This is a genomic window from Rhodopila sp., assembly GCF_035548235.1.
Classification (GTDB): domain Bacteria; phylum Pseudomonadota; class Alphaproteobacteria; order Acetobacterales; family Acetobacteraceae; genus Rhodopila.
In genome coordinates, this window is sequence record NZ_DASZTJ010000190.1 from 1 (window position 1) to 21,641 (window position 21,641).

At 66.8% G+C, this 21,641-nt stretch carries 19 protein-coding genes and 1 riboswitch; of the genes, 12 read left to right on the forward strand and 7 right to left on the reverse strand.

Annotation, left to right across the window (positions count from 1 at the left end; genetic code table 11):
- From VHB27_RS15450 to VHB27_RS15465, 4 genes are all read right to left on the reverse strand, one after another.
- Window positions 1–1,287, reverse strand: a 1,287-nt coding sequence (locus VHB27_RS15450; RefSeq protein ID WP_325601991.1) for an ammonium transporter, incomplete at its 3' end; no start/stop codon positions are given.
- Window positions 1,288–1,309: 22 nt separating this feature from the next.
- The gene (locus tag VHB27_RS15455) at window positions 1,310–1,648 is read right to left on the reverse strand and encodes a P-II family nitrogen regulator (RefSeq protein WP_325601993.1); all 339 of its coding nucleotides are present in this window, start codon (window positions 1,646–1,648) and stop codon (window positions 1,310–1,312) included.
- Between the two features lie 428 nt (window positions 1,649–2,076).
- A complete protein-coding gene (gene glnA, locus VHB27_RS15460; RefSeq protein WP_325601995.1) occupies window positions 2,077–3,504 on the reverse strand; it encodes a type I glutamate--ammonia ligase in 1,428 nt (475 codons plus the stop codon).
- Between the two features lie 291 nt (window positions 3,505–3,795).
- Window positions 3,796–4,134, reverse strand: a complete 339-nt coding sequence (locus VHB27_RS15465) for a P-II family nitrogen regulator (protein ID WP_325601997.1) — start codon at window positions 4,132–4,134, stop codon at window positions 3,796–3,798.
- A gap of 407 nt (window positions 4,135–4,541) precedes the next feature.
- A riboswitch (cobalamin riboswitch) is annotated at window positions 4,542–4,724 on the forward strand.
- A gap of 145 nt (window positions 4,725–4,869) precedes the next feature.
- Between VHB27_RS15465 and VHB27_RS15470 the strand changes: the two genes are divergently transcribed.
- The 5 genes from VHB27_RS15470 (at window position 4,870) to VHB27_RS15490 (ending at window position 11,138) form a co-directional block, all read left to right on the forward strand.
- Complete coding sequence (locus VHB27_RS15470; protein ID WP_325601999.1) at window positions 4,870–6,846, forward strand: TonB-dependent receptor plug domain-containing protein; 1,977 nt, start codon at window positions 4,870–4,872, stop codon at window positions 6,844–6,846.
- Between the two features lie 127 nt (window positions 6,847–6,973).
- Window positions 6,974–7,930 (forward strand): iron exporter MbfA, encoded by a 957-nt coding sequence (gene mbfA / locus VHB27_RS15475; protein WP_325602001.1) that lies wholly within the window; start codon window positions 6,974–6,976, stop codon window positions 7,928–7,930.
- Between the two features lie 213 nt (window positions 7,931–8,143).
- Window positions 8,144–9,172 carry an alpha/beta fold hydrolase gene (locus VHB27_RS15480; protein ID WP_325602003.1) on the forward strand — a complete coding sequence of 343 codons (1,029 nt, stop codon included), beginning with the start codon at window positions 8,144–8,146 and terminating at the stop codon, window positions 9,170–9,172.
- A gap of 66 nt (window positions 9,173–9,238) precedes the next feature.
- Window positions 9,239–9,628, forward strand: coding sequence for a RidA family protein (locus VHB27_RS15485; protein ID WP_325602005.1), 390 nt, complete (start codon window positions 9,239–9,241; stop codon window positions 9,626–9,628).
- Between the two features lie 10 nt (window positions 9,629–9,638).
- Window positions 9,639–11,138: a fatty acyl-CoA synthetase gene (locus VHB27_RS15490; RefSeq protein ID WP_325602007.1), complete on the forward strand. Its 1,500-nt coding sequence runs from the start codon at window positions 9,639–9,641 to the stop codon at window positions 11,136–11,138.
- Between the two features lie 20 nt (window positions 11,139–11,158).
- Here the strand turns inward: VHB27_RS15490 and VHB27_RS15495 are convergent, their stop codons facing one another.
- Window positions 11,159–11,584: a hypothetical protein gene (locus VHB27_RS15495; RefSeq protein ID WP_325602009.1), complete on the reverse strand. Its 426-nt coding sequence runs from the start codon at window positions 11,582–11,584 to the stop codon at window positions 11,159–11,161.
- Window positions 11,585–11,685: 101 nt separating this feature from the next.
- On the opposite strand from VHB27_RS15495, the gene VHB27_RS15500 reads away from it, so the two are divergent.
- The 7 genes from VHB27_RS15500 to VHB27_RS15530 all read left to right on the forward strand — a co-directional run bounded on the left by VHB27_RS15500 (window position 11,686) and on the right by VHB27_RS15530 (window position 18,938).
- Window positions 11,686–12,390, forward strand: a complete 705-nt coding sequence (locus VHB27_RS15500; RefSeq protein WP_325602011.1) for a helix-turn-helix transcriptional regulator — start codon at window positions 11,686–11,688, stop codon at window positions 12,388–12,390.
- A gap of 100 nt (window positions 12,391–12,490) precedes the next feature.
- On the forward strand, window positions 12,491–14,170 hold the full coding sequence (gene ettA, locus VHB27_RS15505) for an energy-dependent translational throttle protein EttA (protein ID WP_325602012.1): 1,680 nt from the start codon (window positions 12,491–12,493) through the stop codon (window positions 14,168–14,170).
- Between the two features lie 4 nt (window positions 14,171–14,174).
- Window positions 14,175–15,110 (forward strand): DMT family transporter, encoded by a 936-nt coding sequence (locus tag VHB27_RS15510; protein WP_325602014.1) that lies wholly within the window; start codon window positions 14,175–14,177, stop codon window positions 15,108–15,110.
- The gene (locus VHB27_RS15515) at window positions 15,107–15,871 is read left to right on the forward strand and encodes an alpha/beta fold hydrolase (protein ID WP_325602016.1); all 765 of its coding nucleotides are present in this window, start codon (window positions 15,107–15,109) and stop codon (window positions 15,869–15,871) included. The genes VHB27_RS15510 and VHB27_RS15515 overlap by 4 nt, the downstream gene beginning before the upstream one ends.
- 217 nt (window positions 15,872–16,088) lie before the next feature.
- The gene (locus tag VHB27_RS15520; RefSeq protein ID WP_325602017.1) at window positions 16,089–16,502 is read left to right on the forward strand and encodes an Rrf2 family transcriptional regulator; all 414 of its coding nucleotides are present in this window, start codon (window positions 16,089–16,091) and stop codon (window positions 16,500–16,502) included.
- Window positions 16,503–16,564: 62 nt separating this feature from the next.
- Window positions 16,565–17,980: an MFS transporter gene (locus VHB27_RS15525; RefSeq protein WP_325602020.1), complete on the forward strand. Its 1,416-nt coding sequence runs from the start codon at window positions 16,565–16,567 to the stop codon at window positions 17,978–17,980.
- Between the two features lie 34 nt (window positions 17,981–18,014).
- Window positions 18,015–18,938, forward strand: coding sequence for a ketopantoate reductase family protein (locus tag VHB27_RS15530; protein ID WP_325602022.1), 924 nt, complete (start codon window positions 18,015–18,017; stop codon window positions 18,936–18,938).
- Here VHB27_RS15530 and VHB27_RS15535 read toward each other — a convergent pair.
- Window positions 18,914–20,230 carry an MFS transporter gene (locus tag VHB27_RS15535; protein ID WP_325602024.1) on the reverse strand — a complete coding sequence of 439 codons (1,317 nt, stop codon included), beginning with the start codon at window positions 20,228–20,230 and terminating at the stop codon, window positions 18,914–18,916. The genes VHB27_RS15530 and VHB27_RS15535 overlap by 25 nt on opposite strands.
- A gap of 4 nt (window positions 20,231–20,234) precedes the next feature.
- Window positions 20,235–21,566 carry a UDP-N-acetylglucosamine 1-carboxyvinyltransferase gene (gene murA / locus VHB27_RS15540; protein ID WP_325602028.1) on the reverse strand — a complete coding sequence of 444 codons (1,332 nt, stop codon included), beginning with the start codon at window positions 21,564–21,566 and terminating at the stop codon, window positions 20,235–20,237.
- Between the last annotated feature and the right edge of the window lie 75 nt (window positions 21,567–21,641).

Consider the following 21,641-nt stretch of genomic DNA (forward strand, 5'->3'; position numbering starts at 1 on the left):
ATAGACCAGCGTGGAGCACACGCCGATGGCCTGCAGCTTGAGCTGGGCGAGGCCGCCCGGCGAGCCGTCGGGGCTGGCGTCGGTCGCCGACAGCGGGCCGTAGGAGAACACGCCGGTCAGCAGCGCGCCGACGATGCCGCCCATGCCGTGCACGCCCCAGGTGTCCAGGCTGTCGTCGTAGCCCAGCAAGTGCTTCAGGCTGGTCGCGGCCCAGAAGCAGATCACGCCGGCGGCCACGCCGATGACGATCGAGCCGCCCGGCAGCACGAAGCCCGAGGCCGGGGTGATGGCCACCAGGCCGGCCACGGCGCCCGAGATCGCGCCCAGGACGGACGGCTTGCCCTTGGTGATCCACTCGGCGAACATCCAGCCCAGGGCCGCCGCCGCCGTGGCGATCTGCGTCACCGCCATGGCCATGCCGGCGCGACCGTTCGCACCCACCGCGGAACCCGCGTTGAACCCGAACCAGCCCACCCAGAGCAACGAGGCGCCGATGACCGCGAGCGACAGGTTGTACGGCGCCATGTTGTCCTGGCCGTAACCGACGCGCTTGCCCAGCACCAGGGCGCAGACCAGGCCGGCCACGCCGGCGTTGATGTGCACGACGGTGCCGCCGGCGAAGTCAAGGATGCCCATCTGGCTGGCCCAGCCGGACGGCGCCCAGACCCAGTGCGCGATCGGCGAGTAGACCAGCAGCGACCAGAGGGTCATGAAGATGCACATGGCCGAGAACTTCATGCGATCGGCGAACGCGCCGGCGATCAGCGCGGGCGTGATGATCGCGAAGGTCATCTGGAACATCATGTAGACCGTTTCGGGAATGGTCGTCGTCATGTCCGAAACGTCCTTGACCCCGGACGCCAGCACGAACGCCTGGTCACTGCCCTTCACGATATGGCTGGCGATCCCGTTCAGCATGATCCGGGAGAAATCGCCCATGTATTCGTTGCCGGTCGTGAACGCGATCGAGTAGCCGGCGACAGTCCAGACGATCGTTACGATGCAGCAGATGGCGAAGGACTGCATCATGGTCGCCAGGATGTTCTTCTTGCGCACCATGCCGGCGTAGAACAGCGCCAGGCCCGGGATGGTCATCAGCAGCACCAGCGCGGTGCTGGCCAGCATCCATGCGGTGTCGCCGCTGTCGATCTTCGGCGCGGCCGCGGCGGCGGCCGTGGCCGCGCCGGCCGCCGCGTTCGCGGCGTCATCGGCCCAGGCCGGCAATGTCGCCAAAAGAGCGAGCGTGAACGCGCCCATTCCCCAGGCGTAACGGGGCTTCATCATCATCCTGTTTCCCTATTCTCTTTGTTTAGAGCGCTTCGGCATCGACCTCGCCGGTGCGGATCCGCATGGCTCGTTCGATATCGAGAACAAAAATCTTGCCGTCGCCGATCTTGCCCGTGTGGGCCGCCTTCGCGATCGCCTCGATGACCTGGTCGGTGAGGTCAACGGGAACCACGACCTCGATCTTGATCTTCGGCAGGAAGCTCACGTGATATTCCGCGCCGCGGTAAATCTCGGTCTGGCCCTTCTGCCGACCAAATCCCTTCACTTCCGATACGGTCAGGCCTTGAACGCCGAGCGGGGTGAGCGCTTCCCGCACGTCATCCAGCTTGAACGGCTTGATGATCGCCATGATGAGTTTCATGTTGGCCGGTCCTCCGGTCGATAGGCGTTGATGACTATGTGTCGCATGGTCCTGTCCTGTCATGCCGTTCGCCGCGCCATCGCGGAGCAAGGGCAGAGCGCGGAAAACAAGAATCAACAATCGTGCCAAGTCGCGTCGGCGCGAAGAATCACGCTCGGTACCGCGTTTTTTTCGATGATCAAATGGGAATGCACAAGAAGCGTGCAGGTGCAGCAAGCATGTTTTGTAGGCGGATCGCGCCAATGCGGCGTAATGCTTTGGATTTTATGCCTTAATTGCGGGCATCCCGCCTGTATCGACAAGGGGTTCCACGCGCAATGCGCGTAATGCCGGGCGGTATCGTCGAAAATCGGCGCGAGTGGTTATAATTCCAAACAAAACCCCCGCCGCTTGCGCGACGGGGGCTGGCCGGCCGGATCGCTACGCGATCAGACGGAGTAGTACATTTCGAACTCGACCGGATGCGGGGTGTGTTCGAACTTGTAGACCTCGCTCCACTTCAGTTCGATGTAGGATTCGATCTGCTCCTCGCTGAACACGCCGCCCTCCAGCAGGAACGCATGATCGGCGGCCAGGGAGACCAGAGCCTCGCGCAGCGACCCGCAGACGGTCGGGATGCCCTTCAGCTCTTCCGGCGGCAGATCGTACAGGTCCTTGTCCATCGGGTCGCCGGGGTGGATCTTGTTCTTGATGCCGTCCAGCGCGGCCATCGCGATCGCGGAGTAGGACAGGTACGGGTTGCAGCCCGGGTCCGGGAACCGCACCTCGACGCGCTTGGCCTTCGGGCTGGTCGTGTAGGGGATACGGCAGGAGGCCGAACGGTTGCGCGCGGAATAAGCCAGCAGCACCGGCGCTTCGAAGCCGGGGATCAAGCGCTTGTAGCTGTTGGTCAGCGGGTTCGAGAATGCGTTGATTGCCTTGGCGTGCTTGATGATGCCGCCGATGGCATACAGGCAAGTCTCCGACAGGTCGGCGTAGCCATTGCCGGCGAACAGCGGCTTGCCTTCCTTCCAGATGGAGATGTGGGTGTGCATGCCCGAGCCGTTGTCGCCGTAGATCGGCTTCGGCATGAAGGTCGCGGTCTTGCCGTAGCTGGCGGCGACGTTGTGCACGCAGTATTTGTAGATCTGCATGTGGTCGGCCAGCGTCACCAGCGGGCCGAACTTGAAGCCCAGCTCGTGCTGGGACTGCGCGACTTCATGGTGGTGCTTTTCGATCGCCAGGCCCATTTCGCCCATCGTCGTCAGCATTTCGGCGCGCAGGTCGCTGTCGCCGTCGACTGGCGGAACGGGGAAATAGCCGCCTTTCACTGCGGGGCGATGGCCCATGTTGCCTTCAGGATAGTCCTTCATGGACGAGCCCGGACCTTCGACGCTGTCCACCTGGTACATGCCGTAGTTGCCGCCGGTGCCGAACTTCACGCTGTCGAAGATGAAGAACTCCGCTTCGGCGCCGATGAAGATGGTGTCGCCGATGCCGGTCGACTTCAGGTATTCCTCGACCTTCTTGGCGGTCGCGCGCGGGTCGCGCGAATAGTACTGACCGGTGGACGGTTCGACGATGTCGCAGAAGATGATGGCGCTGGGCTTCGCCGCGAACGGGTCCATGACCGCGGTCTTGGCGTCCATCATCAGGATCATGTCGGACTCGTTGATGGCCTTCCAGCCGGCGATCGACGAGCCGTCGAACATGATGCCTTCCGAGAAGGCGTCCTTGGTGATGGTCGAAACGTGCTGCGCCGTGTGCTGCCATTTGCCTCGCGGGTCGGTGAAGCGCAGATCGACATACTCAACCGAGTTGTCGGTCAGCATCTGGAGCACCTTTTCGACGTCGGCACTCGAGCTTTCAATCGCCATTCTGTTTTCCCCGTATCAAAACGAAAGCCAAACAATCCCGCCGCGGCATCGGGCGGCGGGATCAGGCCTGGTTACAGCCCCGCACCGTGCGGGACCATGGAACGGCCCCTCGACGATCCGATCGTCAGCCGATCGGATTGGCCCGGTGGTCGAACGCCGGGTCTATCCCCGGCTCGAACCCCCGTGTCAAACGCCCGTATCATGACATCCATGACAGGCACCCGCCGGGAGGCCGCTGATCGTGAATGGAAGGACCAAATCTGGTGGCGCGCCGGCCGCTCGGCCTGGGCGCTAGATCGCGTCCTCCCCTCGCTCTCCGGTCCGGATCCGGATCACCTCCTCGATCGAGGAGATGAAGATCTTGCCGTCGCCGATGCGTCCGGTCCGGGCGGAGTTGATGATCGCTTCCACGGCGCGTTCCACGACCGCGTCGTCGCAGATCACCTCAAGCTTCACCTTGGGCAGGAAGTCGACGACGTATTCGGCGCCGCGATACAGCTCCGTGTGGCCTTTCTGACGGCCGAAGCCTTTCGCCTCGACCACCGTGATGCCTTGCAGTCCAACCTCGTGCAGGGCTTCCTTGACCTCATCGAGTTTGAACGGCTTGATGACAGCTTCGATCTTCTTCATGTCCATCAAGCCCGGATACCCGGGCCCTCCATTCATGTTCAGGCTGCCCGGTTCGCCGCCCTCAAAGGCGAAATCTGCGACGTGAACAGCGATATAGGTTTGCACGCGGCGTGCCAAGCAGCAACGACCAAACGTACAACCCGCCGCAACATCACCCGTTCGTCCCGCGGCTTGGGTTGACGAGGGTCAAGAATACGCGAATTCCCCAAGGTTGCCTGCGTGTTGCGCAGGTGGTCTTCGTGCAGACAGCCTGCTTTTTATGCAGATGCTGGGACAAATCTATACGCAACCGGACAGGACGCCGGCCCCGCCTCGCTTCCGCAGGAAGCCCGGGGTGCTGGCCAGGCGATCGAACGTCCGCATTGGCACCTCCGCGGCCGAATTGCGAAGCGTAACGGCGTTGTCTAATCTGCCGCCCAGATGACGGTGCCCCTCTCGGGGGGTGAAACGGGAACTGCCGAAAGGCGGCTGCCCTCGCAACTGTAGGCGGTGAGCCCGGCCCCAATGCCATTGTCCGCTCCGGCGGACGAGAAGGCGGACCCGGGCGGCGACCCGCCAGCCAGGAGACCGGCCGGCGTCGAGACTGCGCGCGCGCACCGAGCGAGACGGATCGGGGTAGCGGGGAGAAACCCGTAGGCGGGCAATCGACAATGCAGGTCGATGGAGGTCCGCATGCGCATGCGCGCGCCGGCGGTTATCGCGGTTTTGGTTCCTATCCTGGCGACGCCTCTGTGCGTGGCGCCCGTTTTGGCCGACGAAGCGCCGGTCAACCTGCCCGACGTCGTGGTGACGGCCACCCGCGTGCCGTCCCCGGTCGAGCAGATCCCCGCCGGCGTGACGATCATCGATCGCAAGACGATCGAGACCCACGGCTACAACACGCTGTCGGACGCCCTGCAGGACGTCCCCGGCGTGCATGTCAGCCAGAGCGGCGGTCCCGGCGCCCAGACCAGCGTGTTCATCCGCGGCACCGAAGGCCAGCACGTCCTGGTGCTGCGCGACGGCATGCCGATCAACGACGCCGCGGACGTCAACGGCGGCTACACCAATTTCAGCACCGAGACGCTCGCCGACGTGGAGCGGATCGAGGTCATCCGCGGCCCGATGGCGTCGCTGTACGGATCGGGTGCGGTGGGCGGCGTGATCAACATCATCTCCCGCCGCGGCACGCAGCCGGGCATGCACTGGGAAGGCGATATCGCGGGGGGCTATCCGGCCGCGATCCGGGGCAGCGTCTCGGCCACCGGCGTCGAGGGGCCGATCGATTATGCCATCACGGCCGAGAGCCAGTCCTTCCAAGGGTATGATTCCACGCCGCAGCGGGAGTTCGTCTACAAGGGCGTGGCGCAAGGCTACCGCGACCGGCTGCTGACGATGAACCTGGGCTATACGCCGGTCGACGGCACGCGGCTGTCGCTGCTGCTGCGCGGGCATGTCGCGTATTTCGGCTACAATACGCTGGGGCAGACGGACGCGGACTTCAATCCGCTTCCCACCTTCGACGATTCCAACTCCAACGGCAAAACCAGCTCCTTGCTCGGCCGCCTGGGCCTGACGACGACGCTGTTCGACGGTGCGCTGGAGAGCGGGGCGTTCGTCGGGCGGGAGCAGGACGACCGGCGATACCAGGAGCCGCTGAACCTCAACGACCCGAACCTCGCGTCCTCGGACTCGCGCTATCACAGCTATCGCACCGACGTGCAGTGGAACAACACGCTGCACTTGGACCGCTACCTCCAGGCGCCGGCCCTGTCGGGCAGCGCACTGACCTTCGGCTACGAATACACCGGGGACGACATCAACGAACGGTTCCAGTCCAATTCCCTGACCGGCTTCTATGGCGACTCCGCACGGGCTTCGATGGTGACCAACGCCATCTACGCCGGCCTGCAGACGACGGTGCTGAAGCGCCTGACGCTGACCGGGCAGATTCGGCAGGACTGGGTCGACCAGCAGGCGCCGACGACATGGCGCATCGGCGGCGTGTACGACCTGAAGGAGATTTCGACTCATCTGAAACTGGCATACGGCACGGCCTTCCGGGCCCCGTCACTGTTCGAGCGCTATGGCGTCGATACGTTCGGCTTCGTGGGCAACCCGAACCTGAAGCCGGAGCATGCAGAAGGGTGGGAGGCCGGGTTCACCACCGACGTCGCGGCATTCGGCCGGCCCCGGTTCCTGACCTTCGGCTCCACCTATTTCGACCAGCGGATCACCGACCTGATCACCTCGGTGTTCGTTCCGGTCGATACCGAGGTCAACCTGAACTCCGCCCACAGCCATGGCGTGGAGACCGAGGCGACGCTGCGGCCGTTCGACTGGCTGGACGTGCATGCGTCCTGGACGTTCCTGAACACCTACGCCTCGGGTCAGTCGGCCGCCGTCGGGACGCGGCTGCTGCGCCAGCCTCAGAACAGCGCCGATGTGGACGTGACGGTGCGGCCGATCCCCAAGCTGCGGATCGTCACCTCGTTCTATTACACCGGCAGCGCACAGGACATCCTGATCGGCGGCGACGGCAACGGGGGCGGCATCGGCTACGGACCAGGCCAGCACGGGCTGATCGCCAATGTCGCGATCACCTACAAGCTCATGCCGCATGTCGATCTCTACCTGAACGGCTGGAACATCTTCGATTCGAAATTCGAACCGGTGAACGGCTATCAGACGCCGGGCCCCACCATCCTCGCCGGCGCTCGGATTTCATTGTGACGGGCAGGGGCGTGGCTGGCCCACGCCCCTGCAACATAACGGAATAGAAACATAAGAGCGGCTGCAACTCATTCTCATCATTACGAAACTCACTTGACTTGGGCGCTGCGCTGGCCACAGTGCCGGCATGCGCAACTTCTCGGACCTGACGGAACGCGAGATCCTCGCCCTGGCGATCGCCAATGAGGAAGAGGATGGACGGATCTATCTCGACATCGCCGAAGGCCTGCGGACCGACTTCCCCGCCAGCGCCCAGGTCTTCACCGAAATGGCGGGTGCGGAGGGCGAACACCGCCGGCGCCTGCTGGACGTCTATCGCGGCAAGTTCGGCGAACATATCCCGCTGATCCGCCGTCAGGACGTGCGTGGTTTCATCCGGCACAAGCCGGTCTGGCAGATGTTCCCGCTGAACCTGAAAGCGGTCCGCGAGTTGGCGGAAAGCATGGAGATCGAGACCCAGGCCTTCTACCGCCGCGCCGCGGCGCGCAGTGAGGATGTCACGATCCGCAAGCTGCTGGGCGACCTGGCGGACGCAGAGGTCGAGCACGAGCGTCGCGCCGATGCGCTCGTCGAGGAGAACCTGCCCCCCAATGTCCGCTCCGCCGAGGATGCGAAGGCGCGGAAGTCCTTCATCCTGCAGGTGATCCAACCGGGCCTGGCCGGGTTGATGGACGGGTCGGTGTCGACCCTGGCGCCGGTCTTCGCCGCGGCCTTCGCGTCGGGGAACACCTGGGACACGTTCCTGGTGGGCCTCGCGGCATCGGTCGGCGCCGGCATCTCCATGGGCTTCGCCGAGGCGCTGTCGGACAACGGCAGCCTGACGGGCCGGGGTGCGCCGCTGCTCCGCGGCGCGATCTGCGGCCTGATGACCACGGCGGGGGGGATCGGCCATACGCTGCCGTTCCTGATCCCGTCGTTCTGGTCCGCGGTCGCCGTGGCGATGGGAGTGGTGATCGTCGAACTGGCGGTGATTTCCTGGGTGCGCTGGAAATACATGGACACCCCGCCGTTGACGGCGACGCTGCAGGTCGCTTTCGGCGGCGCGGTGGTCTTCGCCGTGGGAATCCTGATCGGGAGCAGTTGAAGGGGCGCGCCCTGGCTGCGTCCGTTCCTCCTTCATCATGGCCAGCCTTGTGCCGGCCATCCGGGACGTTCGTGATGTCAATCGGTTAAACGCACGGACTGGCCGGACAAGGCCGATCAGGCGCAAACGGACTGGCCGGTGTCCACCCAAGGCCGATCGTGGCACAAGCATCCGAACGCGAGCCCCGCCACAACGCCCGCAAGAAGGACCCCGATGACCTGGCCCACCCAACAAGGCGTCTTCGACGCCGGCGACGTCACCCTGCAATCCGGCGTTCGGCTCACCGGCGCGCGGCTATCCTGGAAGACCCATGGCACGTTGTCGCCGGCCCGTGACAACGTCATCGTCTATCCCACCAGCTACGGCGCGCAGCACCCCGACCTGGAATGGTTGATCGGCCCCGGCAAGGTCCTGGACCCGACGCGCTGGTTCATCGTCATTCCGGACATGTTCGGCAACGGCCTGTCCTCCTCTCCGGCCGACCGGGACGACTACCCGACCCTGGTGACCATCCACGACAACGTGCAGACCCAGCGTTCGGCGCTGCGGACGCTGTTCGGGATCGAGCGCGTGGCCTGCGTCTACGGCTGGTCGATGGGCGCCCTGCAGGCCTATCACTGGGCCGCCCTGTTCCCCGACGCCGTCGAGCGCATCGTCGTCAATTGCGGCGTCGCGCGCACCGCGGTCCACAACCAGGTGTTCCTGCGTTCCTTGATGGCGACGCTGGAAGCCGCGCCGCAGCACATCGGCAATGGCCGCTTCTCCGCCGAACCCAAGGCGGCCAAGCGCGCGTTCGGCCGCATCTACGCCGGCTGGGCGCTCAGCCAGGACTTCTACCGGGCGGGACGGCATCTGAAGGACGGTCCGACGCCGAACCTGGGGGCGCCGGACCTGGAGACGTTCCTGAAGACCGACTGGGAAGACCGGTTCGGCGCCCGCCCGGCCGCCAACCAATATGCCCAGCTTCGCACCTGGGACGCCGCGGACATCAGCGCCAACGACCTGTATCACGGTGATCTGACCGCCGCCCTGGCCGCGATCCGGGCGCGCGTGCTGCTGATGCCCGGCGCCACCGACCTCTATTTCCGCACCGCGGACAATGAGGCGGAACTGCCGCATCTCCGCCACGCCGCGCTGAAGCCGATCCCCAGCATCTGGGGCCACCGCGCCGGCAACCCGGTGGTCAATCCCGAGGACGCGGCGTTCATAAGGCAGGAGGTCGGGGCCTGGCTGGACACGTAACCTTTCGTTGCGCGTTACGGCATTCGCGGCTTAACTCCCTCCAACCATTTGGGGAGAGAGACATCGATGCCTGCAGAGGTCACCCGCACCAATCCGTCCACCGTTCGCGCCCCGACTGGCTATAGCCACGCCGTGCAGATCAGCGGCGACTATCGCCGCGTCGTCATCTCGGGCCAGGTGGGCGTCGCACTCGACGGCACCGTGCCGTCCTCGGGGGAAGCGCAGATCGCCCAGGCCTTCGCCAATTTGCGCGCCGTGCTGGCCGAACACGGCATGGGGGTGGAGAACGTGGTCAAGACCACCGCGTTTCTGACCGATCGGGAGTTGCTGACATCCTACCGCCAGATGCGCGGGGCGATGTTCCCGGACCATCACCCGGCCTCGACCTTGCTGTTCGTCGCCGGCCTCGCCGACCCGGCCTGGGTGTTCGAGGTCGAAGCCGAGGCGGTGGCCTGACGGAGCCGCCATGGACCCAATCCACCGCAACACGGTCGGAGACGCCCTGCGCCGCGCCGCCAGGGTGCACCGGGACGCGCCGGCGCTGACGTTCCAGGACCGGGCATGGTCGTTCCGCGCGCTCGATGAGGGGGCGGGCCGGCTGGCACGCCATTTCGCCGACCTGGGGTTGCGGCCAGGGGACCGGATCGCCGCCTATGGCCGCAACTCCGACGCCTATTTCCTGGCATGGCTCGGCTGCGCGCGCGGCGGCTTCGTCCATGTGCCGGTGAACTACGCCCTGACCGGCGCGGAGCTGTCCTATATCATCGAGCAATCCGGCGCGCGGGCGGTGCTGGTCGCTGCGTCGCTGCAGGGCAACCTCCCAGGCATCGCGATCGAGCACACGGTGCTGCTGGAAGACCTGCTCGCTACCGCCCGCGACATCTCGATCCCGCCTGTCGACATGCCCGACATCACCGCGGAGACGTTGGGTCAGATTGTCTATACATCCGGCACGACGGCGGCGCCCAAGGGCGCGATGATGACGCATGGCGCGATGCTGGCACAATACTATTCAGTGATTCATCATTTCGAATACAAACGGACAGACCGAGCGCTGGCGGCGCTGCCATTGTATCATACGGCACAGACGCATGCATTTACGATGCCGCAACTATTGGTCGGCGCGCACACGACGCTGATCGAAGCGCCGGCGCCCGACCAGGTGCTGGCGCTGGTGGAAAGCGAACGGATCACATCCTTCTTTGCGCCGCCGACCGTCTGGATCAGCCTGCTGCGCCATCCGGATTTCGCGACGCGCGACCTGACGTCGCTGAAGAACATCTATTACGGCGCTTCCATCATGCCTGTCCCCGTCCTGCACGAGCTGCGCGAGCGACTCCCCGGCGCTCGGCCGTACAACGCGTACGGCCAGACCGAGATCGCACCATGTGCAACGGTCTTGGCGCCCGAGGACCACGACGCCCGCCCGGCTTCCTGCGGGCGGCCCGTGCTGAACGTCGAGACACGGGTCGTCGATCCCGACATGAACGACGTCCCGCCCGGCACGCATGGGGAGATCGTACACCGCTCGCCGCAACTGCTGACCGGCTATTGGAACAAGCCCAAGGAAACCGAGGAAGCCTTCGCCGGCGGTTGGTTTCATTCCGGGGACGTCGGCTATTTCGACGAGGACGGCTACCTTTACATCGTCGACCGCATCCGCGACGTGATCAACACCGGCGGCGTGCTGGTCGCCAGCCGGGAGGTGGAGGAAGTGCTGTTCACCCACGCCGCGGTCTCGGAAGTCGCCGTCGTCGGACTGCCCGACGAAAAATGGATCGAAGCCGTTACGGCCTTCGTCACCTTGCGGCCAGGACACGACGTGGACGAGGCCGTGCTGATCGCCCACGCCCGCCAGCACCTCGCGCCGTTCAAGCTGCCCAAGCGGGTGGTGTTCGTGGAGACGCTGCCCAGGAACACGGCGGGGAAGCTGCTGAAGCGGGAGTTGCGGAAGCAGTACGGGTGATGACCCGGCCTCTCCCCGTGTCACGACACGGGCAAGGACGTAGCCGCGCTCTCCACGTCCAGCACTTCCAGCGACCGGATCTCATCCGGCTCCCCGGTGTAGATCACCAGCGTTTCCGTCTCCTGCGCCAGCATCGCGCTGTGCGGCTGCCCGGTGGGATTGAGGCTGTAGCCCCCGGACCGTGCCGGCTGGCCGCTCTTGGTGGACCGGCCGCCGCGCAGATTGAAGATGTGCTCGTCTGACAAGGCGACGGCGACGATCTTGATCATCTTCCCCGGCGGCGGCTGGAACCGCACGATCCAGGCGATGCCTCCACCCTCCGCCCGCCGGTCGCTCAGCACTTTCAACTGGATGACGTCCCTGCCGTCATACACGGCGTTCGGCCCGTAGAACGGGACGGCGGAGGTCCAGGGCGCCTCCTCGATGTCGATGCGCGTGGTGGCCATGACGACGTTCTCCCTTGCGGTTGCGGATATCGCCACCATACTGACATCCTGCTGACAGCGTTGAGTCAGCAGTCTTCACGGGGGCATCTGGAGCCAGGCGCATGCGGCGGGCCGATCGGCTGTTCGACATCATCCAGGCGTTGCGGTCCGCGTCCGGCCCGCTCACCGCTGCCGCGATCGCCGGACGGCTGGAAGTGACGCCGCGCACGATCTACCGCGACATCGCCAGCCTGCAGGCCAGCCGCGTGCCGATCGAGGGCGCCGCCGGCGTCGGCTATGTCCTCCGCCGCGGCTTCGACCTGCCGCCGCTGATGTTCTCGACCGAGGAAGCCGACGCCATCGCCGTCGGCATGCGCCTGCTGCACCGGCTGCGCGACGCCGAGCTGTGGGAGGCGGCGGAGCGGGTGCTGTCGAAGATCGCGGCGGTGCTGCCGGAGAGCGTGCGCCGGTCGGTGGGCAGTGCGCCGTTCTATGTCTCGGACGGCAGCAGCAGCGTCCCCGACGGGATCAGCCTGTCGGTGGTGCGCGCCGCGATCCGTGACCGGCGCAAGCTGCGCCTTGGCTATGGCGACGGCGAGGCGCGGCAGACCGAACGGACCGTTTGGCCGATCGCGCTGATGTATTACGTCGATGTGACGGTCGTGGCGGCGTGGTGCGAGCTGCGGTCCGATTACCGGCATTTCCGGGTGGACCGGATCCGGACGCTCAGCGTGCTGGACGATCGCTACCCGGCGGACCAGCGCGATCTCGTCGCCGGTTACGAAGCGGCGCACGACGCGCACGGGGTGCCGGCCTCCGGATTTTAGGGCCGCCCCGGATACCGGAATTCCCGGGATTTCCGATCTTCACCTACCATCCGGGGGCGGTAGCGGCTAAAACACGCGGCAAGCATAGAAGTGATGGATCATGGCGAGCTACCAGTACGTTTACGTGATGAAAGACCTGACGAAGTCCTTTCCCGGCGGGCGGGAAGTCTTCAAGGGCATTACCCTGTCGTTCCTGCCCGGCGTGAAGATCGGCGTCCTGGGCGTCAACGGCGCCGGCAAGTCGACGCTGATGAAGATCATGGCGGGGATCGAGACCGAATACGGCGGCGAGGCCTGGGCCGCGCCCGGCGTGCGCGTCGGCTACCTGGCGCAGGAGCCGCCGCTGGACCCCACCAAGACGGTGGGGGAGAACGTGGAGGAAGCCTTCGCCGACCTGAAGGCCGCGCTGAACCGGTTCAACGAGATCTCCGCCAAATTCGCCGAACCGATGTCGGACGAGGAGATGAACGACCTGCTCGCCGAACAGGGCGAATTGCAGGAGAAGATCGACAGCCAGGACGGGTGGGAGCTGGACCGGCGTGTTGACATCGCGCTGGACGCGCTGCGCTGCCCGCCGGCCGATGCCCCGATCACCAACCTGTCGGGCGGCGAGAAGCGCCGCGTCGCGCTGTGCAAGCTGCTGCTGGAAAAGCCCGACCTGCTGTTGCTGGACGAACCGACCAACCACCTGGACGCCGAAAGCGTCGCCTGGCTGGAGCGGACGCTGCGCGACTACGAAGGCACGGTGATGATCGTGACCCACGACCGCTACTTCCTGGACAACGTCACCGGCTGGATCCTGGAGCTGGAGCGCGGCCGCGGCTATCCTTTCGAAGGCAACTACTCATCCTGGCTGGAACAGAAGCGCAAGCGCCTGGCGCAGGAAGAAAAAGAAGAAAGCGCCCGCCAGCGCGCACTCGCTGCCGAAGCGGAATGGATTTCCGCCTCCCCGCGGGCCCGCCAGACGAAAAGCCGAGCGCGTATCGCGAAGTATGAGGAGATGCTGCAGAAGTCGCAGGAGCTGCAGACGGGCGTTGCGGAAATCGTCATCCCGTCCGGTCCGCGCCTCGGCAATATCGTCATCGAGGCCGAGGGCCTGCGCAAAGGTTACGGCAACAACCTGTTGATCGATGGCCTGGACTTCAAGCTGCCGCCGGGCGGCATCGTCGGCGTCATCGGCCCGAACGGCGCCGGCAAGACCACGCTGTTCCGCATGATCACGGGCCAGGAGCATCCGGACAGCGGCAGTTTGCGGGTCGGCGACACGGTCAAGCTGGGCTACGTGGACCAGTCGCGCGACAGCCTGAATGCCGACAAGACCGTCTGGCAGGAGATCAGCGGCGGCGATGAGGTGATCTACCTGGGCAAGCGGGCGATCCAGTCGCGCGCCTATACCGCCGCGTTCAACTTCAAGGGCTCCGACCAGCAGAAGAAGGTCGGCGTGTTGTCGGGCGGCGAGCGGAACCGCGTGCATCTGGCGAAGATGCTGAAGCAGGAACACAACGTCCTGCTGCTGGACGAGCCGACCAACGACCTGGACGTCGACACGCTGCGCGCGCTGGAGGAGGCGCTGACCGAATTCGCCGGCTGCGCAGTGATCATCAGCCACGACCGCTGGTTCCTCGATCGCCTCGCCACCCACATCCTCGCGTTCGAGGGCGATGCGCACGTGGAATGGTTCGAGGGCAACTTCCAGGCGTATGAGGAAGACAAGCGCCGCCGCCTGGGCGCGGAGGCGACGGAGCCGCACCGGATGAAGTACCGGCCGCTCGCGCGTTGAGGGGATGACGCGGGTCATACCGGCGGCCCAGGCGCCCGCCGTATCACGCCACGGCGCCCTGTCGCCGCTGGGGCTGGTGCAGCTTTTCGCCTCGGTCATCCTGCTCGCCAGCGCCTGGCCGCTGACCAAGCTCGCGATCGCCGCCGGGGCCACGCCGCTGTGGTTCGCCGAAGGACGGGCGGTATTGTCGGGCATCATCGCCTCCATCCTGCTGCTGGCCTTCGGCGGGTTCCGCCGTCCCACCCGCCCCGACCTGCCCGCCCTGTTCGCCATCGGCACCCTTCAACTCGGTCTCTATTTCGCCTTGGCGCATGAGGCAGCGGCCTGGGTCCAGGCCGGGCGCGTCGCCATCCTGGCCAACACCACGACGATCTGGGTCGTGCCGCTGTCGCTGATCTTCCTGCGGGAGGCTATGCCGGTGCGGCGCTGGATCGCCGCCGGGATCGGCATCGCCGGGGTGGTCGTGCTGATCGATCCGCCGGCCGTGGACTATGCGAACCTGAACACCCTGATCGGGCAATTGCTGCTGCTGGGCGCCGCGCTCTCCTGGTCCGTCGCCATCATCGTGACCCGCGCCGCTCGGCCGAACCTGTCGATGTTCGCGCTGCTGCCCTGGTGCTTCCTGATCGCCTCGCTGGTCCTGGCGCCGCTGGTGCTGTGGCACGCGCCGGACGGCACGTTCGGACATCAGCCGATTTGCTGGATCGCGCTGGGCTATATCGGCCTGGTCGCCGGTCCGCTGGGGACCTGGTGCGTCATGGAGGCGACGGCGAAGCTGCCGGCGCTGGTTTCCTCGCTGGGCTTCCTGACCACCCCGGCGGTCAGCCTGCTGATCGCCACTGTCTTCCTGCACGAACCGCTGACCCCCGACCTGCTTGCCGGATCGGCACTGATCATGAGCGGCGTCGCGATCGCCGCCTGGCCGCGGAGGGCCGTATGATCCTGCATGCGATCGAGACCGGCGAAGGCCTGCCCGTCGTGTTCCTGCACGGCCTGTTCGGCATGGCGCGCAACTTCGGATCGGCGCAGCGGGCGCTGGCGCCTCGGTTCCGGGTGCTGGCGCTGGACATGCGCAACCATGGCTCCAGTCCGCACCAGGCGGGGATGACCTATCCCGAGATGGCCGCCGACGTGCGGGAGACGCTGCTGGCGCATGGAATAGAACGGGCCGCGGTCGTCGGGCACTCGATGGGCGGCAAGACGGCCATGGCGCTGGCGTTGCGCTGGCCTGACATGGTCGCGCGGCTGCTGGTGTCCGACATCGCGCCGGTGGCGTATGAGCACGGCAACGACCGGATCGCCAGCGCCATGCTGCGGATTCCGCTGCGCCCCGACCTGACCCGCGCCGAGGCCGACGCCCTGCTGCGGGATGCGGTGCCGGCCCCATCGATCCGCGCCTTCCTGCTGCAGAATTTCCGTTTCGGTCCCAATCCAGGCTGGCGCATCGGCCTGCCCGAGATCGCCGCCGCGATCCCCGACCTGGAAGGCTGGGTCGAGTTGCCCGGTCCCTATCAGGGGCCAAGCCTGTTCGTGACGGGGGCGGAATCGCACTATGTGAAGCCGCAGGACCGGCCGATCATCAAGGCCCTGTTCCCTTCCGCCCGGTTTGTCGCCGTGAAGAACGCGGGGCACTGGGTGCACGCGGACAATCCGGCGGGATTCCAGTCGGTGCTGGAAGCGTTTGTCGCTGGTTACGGATGATACGGCACCGGCTGCCACGCTCGAACCACCTGTGGAGGTCTCCACGGACGCTGAACATGACTGGATTCTGGGCAAATGCGATCGCATTTGCCCGAGGCTCGATGGTGTTCACTGCACGGGCTTCGTATCCGCGTGGTGAAAAATGCGCGGCCCGCCGGGGCGGATGGCGTGGATCGACCCTCTTGACCAGATAAAACATAACCACCATAGTTCTCTTATGGCCGCCAACACACGCCTCGCGACCGCCGTGCAGATCCTCTGCGTCATAGCCTACAAGGGCCCCGAGGGAACCACGTCGGAAGTCATCTCCCGCAGCCTGCGGACCAACCCCGTCGTCGTGCGCAGGTTGTTGAAGGACCTGCAGCACCAGGGCCTTGTCTCCGTGCGGCCCGGCAAGGACGGGGGCGTCAATCTCCGTGTCGATCCGGGAAAGATCACCCTCGACCAGATCCACAAGGCCGTGGAGGCCGGGACTGGGGTGTTCGCCCTGCGGCCCCGCGGCAACCCGAATTGTCCCGTCGACCGCAGGATGAAAGACCTGCTGGCCCCGGTGTTCCACGCGACCGACGCCGCCGTCGAGAAAACCTTGCGCCAGACCACCATCGGCACGCTGGTCAAGGAAATCGCCTGAATTTTTTTGCCCGATAATAGAACATAACAGGTCTTATTATCGTCGCCCGCGAAAGGCACCTCATGAGCGTCAAGCCGCAGACCGTCCACGCCACCGTGATGACGCGCCCCGGCGCCCGGACCACGACGCCGGGGCAGGTGCTGGCGATCGTCTGCATCGGCATCGTCCTCGCCAACCTGGACCTGTTCATCGTCAATGTCGGCCTGCCCGACATCGCGCGGGAGTTCAGCGGCGCGTCGCTGGAAGACCTGTCATGGATCCTGAACGGCTATGCCATCACCTACGCGGCCTTGCTGGTGTTTTTCGGGCGGCTCGCCGAACGGTACAGACGGGATCGCAGCTTCCTGCTGGGCGTGGGACTGTTCACGCTCGCCTCCGCCGCGTGCGCCGCGGCCGGCAGCGTCCAGGCCCTGGTCGTCTATCGCGTGGCGCAGGCAGCCGGTGCGGCGCTGATGACGCCGACCTCGATCGGCCTGCTGCTGGCATCCTTCCCGCCCGACAGGCGCGGCGGCGCGGTGCGCAACTGGGCTGCCATCGGCGGGCTCGCCGCCGCGCTGGGGCCGGTCGTGGGCGGCGTGCTGATCATTGCAAGCTGGCGTTGGATCTTCCTGGTCAACGTCCCGATCGGCATCCTCGCGCTGCTGGTCGGCTGGTGGAAGCTGCCCGCCGTGCCCGGCCATGACGCGCCGAGGCCCAGCCCGATCGCCGCCCTGCTCGTCACCGCCGGCATCGGCGCGCTGACTTTCGCGATCGTCAAAGGCAACGACTGGGGCTGGTCCTCGCCCGGCATCGCCGCCAGCATCGTCGCCGCCGTCCTCTGCCTGGGCCTCTTCGTCCGGCATTGCCTGCGCGCCGCCAATCCCTTCGTCGAGCCGCACCTGTTCCGCGTCCGCCCGTTCAGCGGCGCGTCGCTGGTCATGGCACCATACTCGGTCGCGTTCGGCGCGATCCTGTTCTCGGTCGCGGTGTGGGAGCAGACCGGCTGGGGCTGGTCCGCGCTGAAGACCGGCCTTGCCATCGCGCCCGGCCCGCTTCTGGTGCCGATCACGTCGCTGCTGCTCGCCGGACGCCTGATCGCCCGCTTCGGCGCCGGGCCGGTCATCACCGTCGGCATCCTCTTCTTCGTCGCCAGCCTGGCGTCCTGGGCCAGCTTCACCGGAGCGGAACCGAACCTGGCCGTGGCGCTGGGCGCGATGATGCTGTCCGGCGTCGGCGTCGGCCTGACCTTTCCGACCCTGATGGGCGTCGGCGCCTCCTCACTGCCGCCATCGTCCTTCGCCACCGGATCGGGCGTGATCAACATGATCCGCCAGGCCGGCATCGCCATCGGCGTCGCCGTCTTCGTCGCGGTGATCGCCTCCGCGGCGACCCCGGCGGAGCGGCTTGCCGCCTTCCGGACCGGCTGGTGGATCATGGCCGCGATCACGGCGTCGTCGCTGGTCCCCAACCTGTTCCTGATCGGCAGGCGGGCACGGTAAACCGGTATCACATGCAACCATACGGAGCGACACCATGCGGATCCTGATCGTCGGCGCCGGCGCCACCGGCGGCTATTTCGGCGGCCGCCTTCTGGAGGCCGGCCGGGACGTCACCTTCCTGGTCCGGCCAGGACGCGCCGAACAGATCCGGCGGGACGGGCTGGTGATCGTCAGCCCCCATGGCGACGTCACGCTGGCGCCGAAAACCGTCCTGGCCAGCGAGATCGCCCAGCCGTTCGACATCGTCATCCTCGCGGTCAAGGCCTATGCGCTGGAGCAGGCGCTGGCCGACCTCAAGCCCGCGATCGGCCCGGCCACCATGATCGTCCCGCTGCTCAACGGCATGCGCCAGGTCGACCTGCTGGTCCGCGATTTCGGCGAAGCGCCGGTCCTGGGCGGCGTCTGCATCGTCGCCACGATGCTCGACGCGCAGAACCGCGTCGTCCAGCTTGCCGGCATGCAGGAGTTGAAATACGGCGAGCGCGACGGCAGCACCTCCGACCGTGTGCGCCGCCTGCACGACGCGCTGTCCGGCGCCGGGTTCGAAACCACCCTGTCGACCACGATCCTGCAGGAGATGTGGGAGAAATGGGTCATGCTCGCCACGGCCGGCGCGCTGACCTGCCTGCTGCGCGGCACGGTCGGCGAGATCGAGGCGCTGCCGAACGGCGCCGACCTGCCGCCGCGCTTCCTGGCGGAGACGGCGGCGGTTGCCGCCGCAGCCGGCTATCCGCCTCCTGAGGCGGTGCTGGCCCGAACACGGACGATGCTCATGGCGAAAGGATCACCCTGGGCGCCGTCGATGTACCGCGACCTGCAGGTCAACGCGCCGGTGGAGGTCGAGCAGATCCTCGCCGACATGGCCCTGCGCGGCGCGCGGTCCGGGATCGCGACGCCGCTGCTGGACGCCGCGACCGCCCAGTTGCGCATCTATCAGGCCCGCCGAGCGGCCGCGTAAGCTCGGCCCGGCACCAGCCGCACCTTGCGGGGGGCGGCGATCCAGACGGCGACGGCGGACACCACGCTGCACCCCATCGCCAGCAGGAAGGCCGGCCCATAGCCGCCGGTCGCGTCGTGGATGACCCCGGTCATCCACGGCCCCGCAGCGCCGCCGCATACCGAAGCCACGTTGATCGCGCCGAAGATCGAGCCGAAATGCGGCCCCTCGTAGATCTCCACCACGATCGCACCCATCACCGAGGTCAGCGCATACCCCAGGAACCCCTGCGCCAGCACCATGGCATAGAGCAGCGAGGGGGCCGGCACGCGGCTCAGCGCGATCAGCAGCACATAGGTCAGGACGAACCCGAGGCACCCGGCAGCCCACACCCATTCCCGGCCGATGCGGTCCGACAGCGCGCCGAAGGCGATTTGCCCCGGGATCGCGACGACGCTTACAAGACCCAGCGCCCAGGCGGCCTCGATCGGTGGGAAGCCGATCTCCATCAGGTATTTGGTTTGGTGGACCTGCACCGCGTACCACGAGAACAGCGCACAGAAATAGGCCAGCGAAATCCACCAGAAACGGGCCGTGCGGATCGCGTTCCGCAGCCGCCAGTCGATCGCCGCCCAGGCCGGGTCGGCGATGTTGGAAACGGCCTGGTGCCGATCAGAGGTCCCATCCTGGCGCATGCCGTCCGGCAGCAAGTCCAGATCGGCGGGCCGCCGGCGCAGCAGCAGGTTCAGCGGGCCCAGGACCCCCAAGACCATCACGCCCAGGACCCAGCACGACGTCCGCCAGCCGCTGCGGATGATGATCGTCTGCAACCACGGAAGCAGGATGATCGCACCGACCCCGACGCCGGAGAAGGCAATGGAAATCGCCAATCCGCGGCGCCGCACGAACCAGTTCGGCAGGTACAGCGACTGCACCGAGAAGCTCATGAGGTTGCTGCCCAGCCCGACCAGCACGCCCAGCGTCACGTAGAGCTGCCACAGGGCGGTGATCATCGGCGCGCACAGCAGACCGATCGTGATCAGGCCGACGCCGCATTCGATGATGATGCGCGGGCCATGCCGGTCCATCACCCGGCCAACCAGGGGGCTGACCGCCGCCGACAGCAGGAACCCAGCCGAGAACGCCCCGGCCGCGTCCGCCCTGTCCCAGCCGAACTCATTCAGCAGCGGCGGCAGGAGCAGGGAGAACGAGGTACGCGCGGTGACGCCGAACGCCATGGTGACGAAGGCGACGCCGACGATCACCCAGCCGTAATAGACGGGCAGGCGGGCCGCCCACCGATGGCTTGGCATGTCGTCAGACGATCGAACGGACGATATGCGCGCCGCAGGCTTCGAGCTTTTCCGCCATCCGGTCATAGCCGCGATCGAGGTGATCCAGCCCGTCGAGCACCGTTTCGCCCTCGGCCGCCAGGCCGGCCAGCACCAGCGCCGCCGCGGCCCGCACGTCCGTGGCGGTGACGCGCGCGCCGCGCAGTTGGTCGACGCCGGTGATGCTGGCGACGCGGCCGTCGACCGTGATGTCGGCGCCCATCTTGCGCAGTTCCTCGACATGGCGGAAGCGCTGCTCGAAAATCGTTTCGGTGATGACGCTGCGGCCGCGCGCGACCGCCAGCATGGCCATCACCGGCGCCTGCAGGTCGGTGGCGAAGCCGGGATAAGGCTGCGTCTCGACCATGATGCCGTTCAGCCGGCCGGAGGGGCGGCGGGCGATCACGCCGTCGGCGACGTCCTCCAGCGCCACGCCGGCCTTCAGCAGCAGCGTCTCGGCCGCGCCCAGCAGGTGCCGGCGGCCGTTCTCCAGCAGCAGCTCGCCCCCGGTGACCGCGGCGGCGCAGGCCATCGTTCCCAGTTCGATCCGATCCGGCATGACGGCATGGACGGCGCCGGTCAGCGGGCGGTTGCCGTGGATGGTCAGGACATGGGTGTCCAGCCCCTCGATCGCGGCGCCCATCGCGATCAGGCACTGGGCGAGGTCGGCGATCTCGGGCTCGCGCGCGGCATTGCGGATGGTGGTCGTGCCCTCGGCCAGCACGGCGGCGAGCATCAGGTTCTCGGTGGCGCCGACCGAGACGTGGGGGAACGCGATCTCCGCCCCGTGCAGCCCGTTCGGCGCCCGCGCCTGGATCATGCCGCCGCCGGCCTCGATCTCGGCGCCCATGGCGCGCAGGCCGGCGATATGGAAGTCGATGCCGCGGGAGCCGATGGCGTCGCCGCCCGGCAATGGCAGGCAGGCTTCGCCGCAGCGGGCGAGGACGGCGCCCAGCAGCAGGACCGACGCCCGCATGCGGACCACCAGGTCACGATCGATGCGGGCCGGATGGACATGGTCGGCGCAGACGGTCAGCGACAACCCGCCGCGCCCGCTGGACCAGTTCAGCACGCAGCCGAGGCGCTGCAGCAGGTTGGCCAGCACGGCGACGTCGAGGCTGGAGGGGACGTTGTGCAGCGTCACCAGGTGCGGCGTCACCAGCGCCGAGACCATCAGCGGCAGCACCGCGTTCTTCGCCCCGCTGATCGGATAGGCGCCCGTCAGCCGGCATCCGCCCTGGATCACCAGGCTGGTGCCGGGATCAGGACGCCACCAGGGCGATGCGGTGAGCAACGACGCGTCGGGGCTCTGGGTCATCAGGCAGCGTTCCTCGCATGCATCGTTCAGGCTTAGCGAAGAATGCGGCCGCGCCGCTAGGGGGCGGCGAATCGT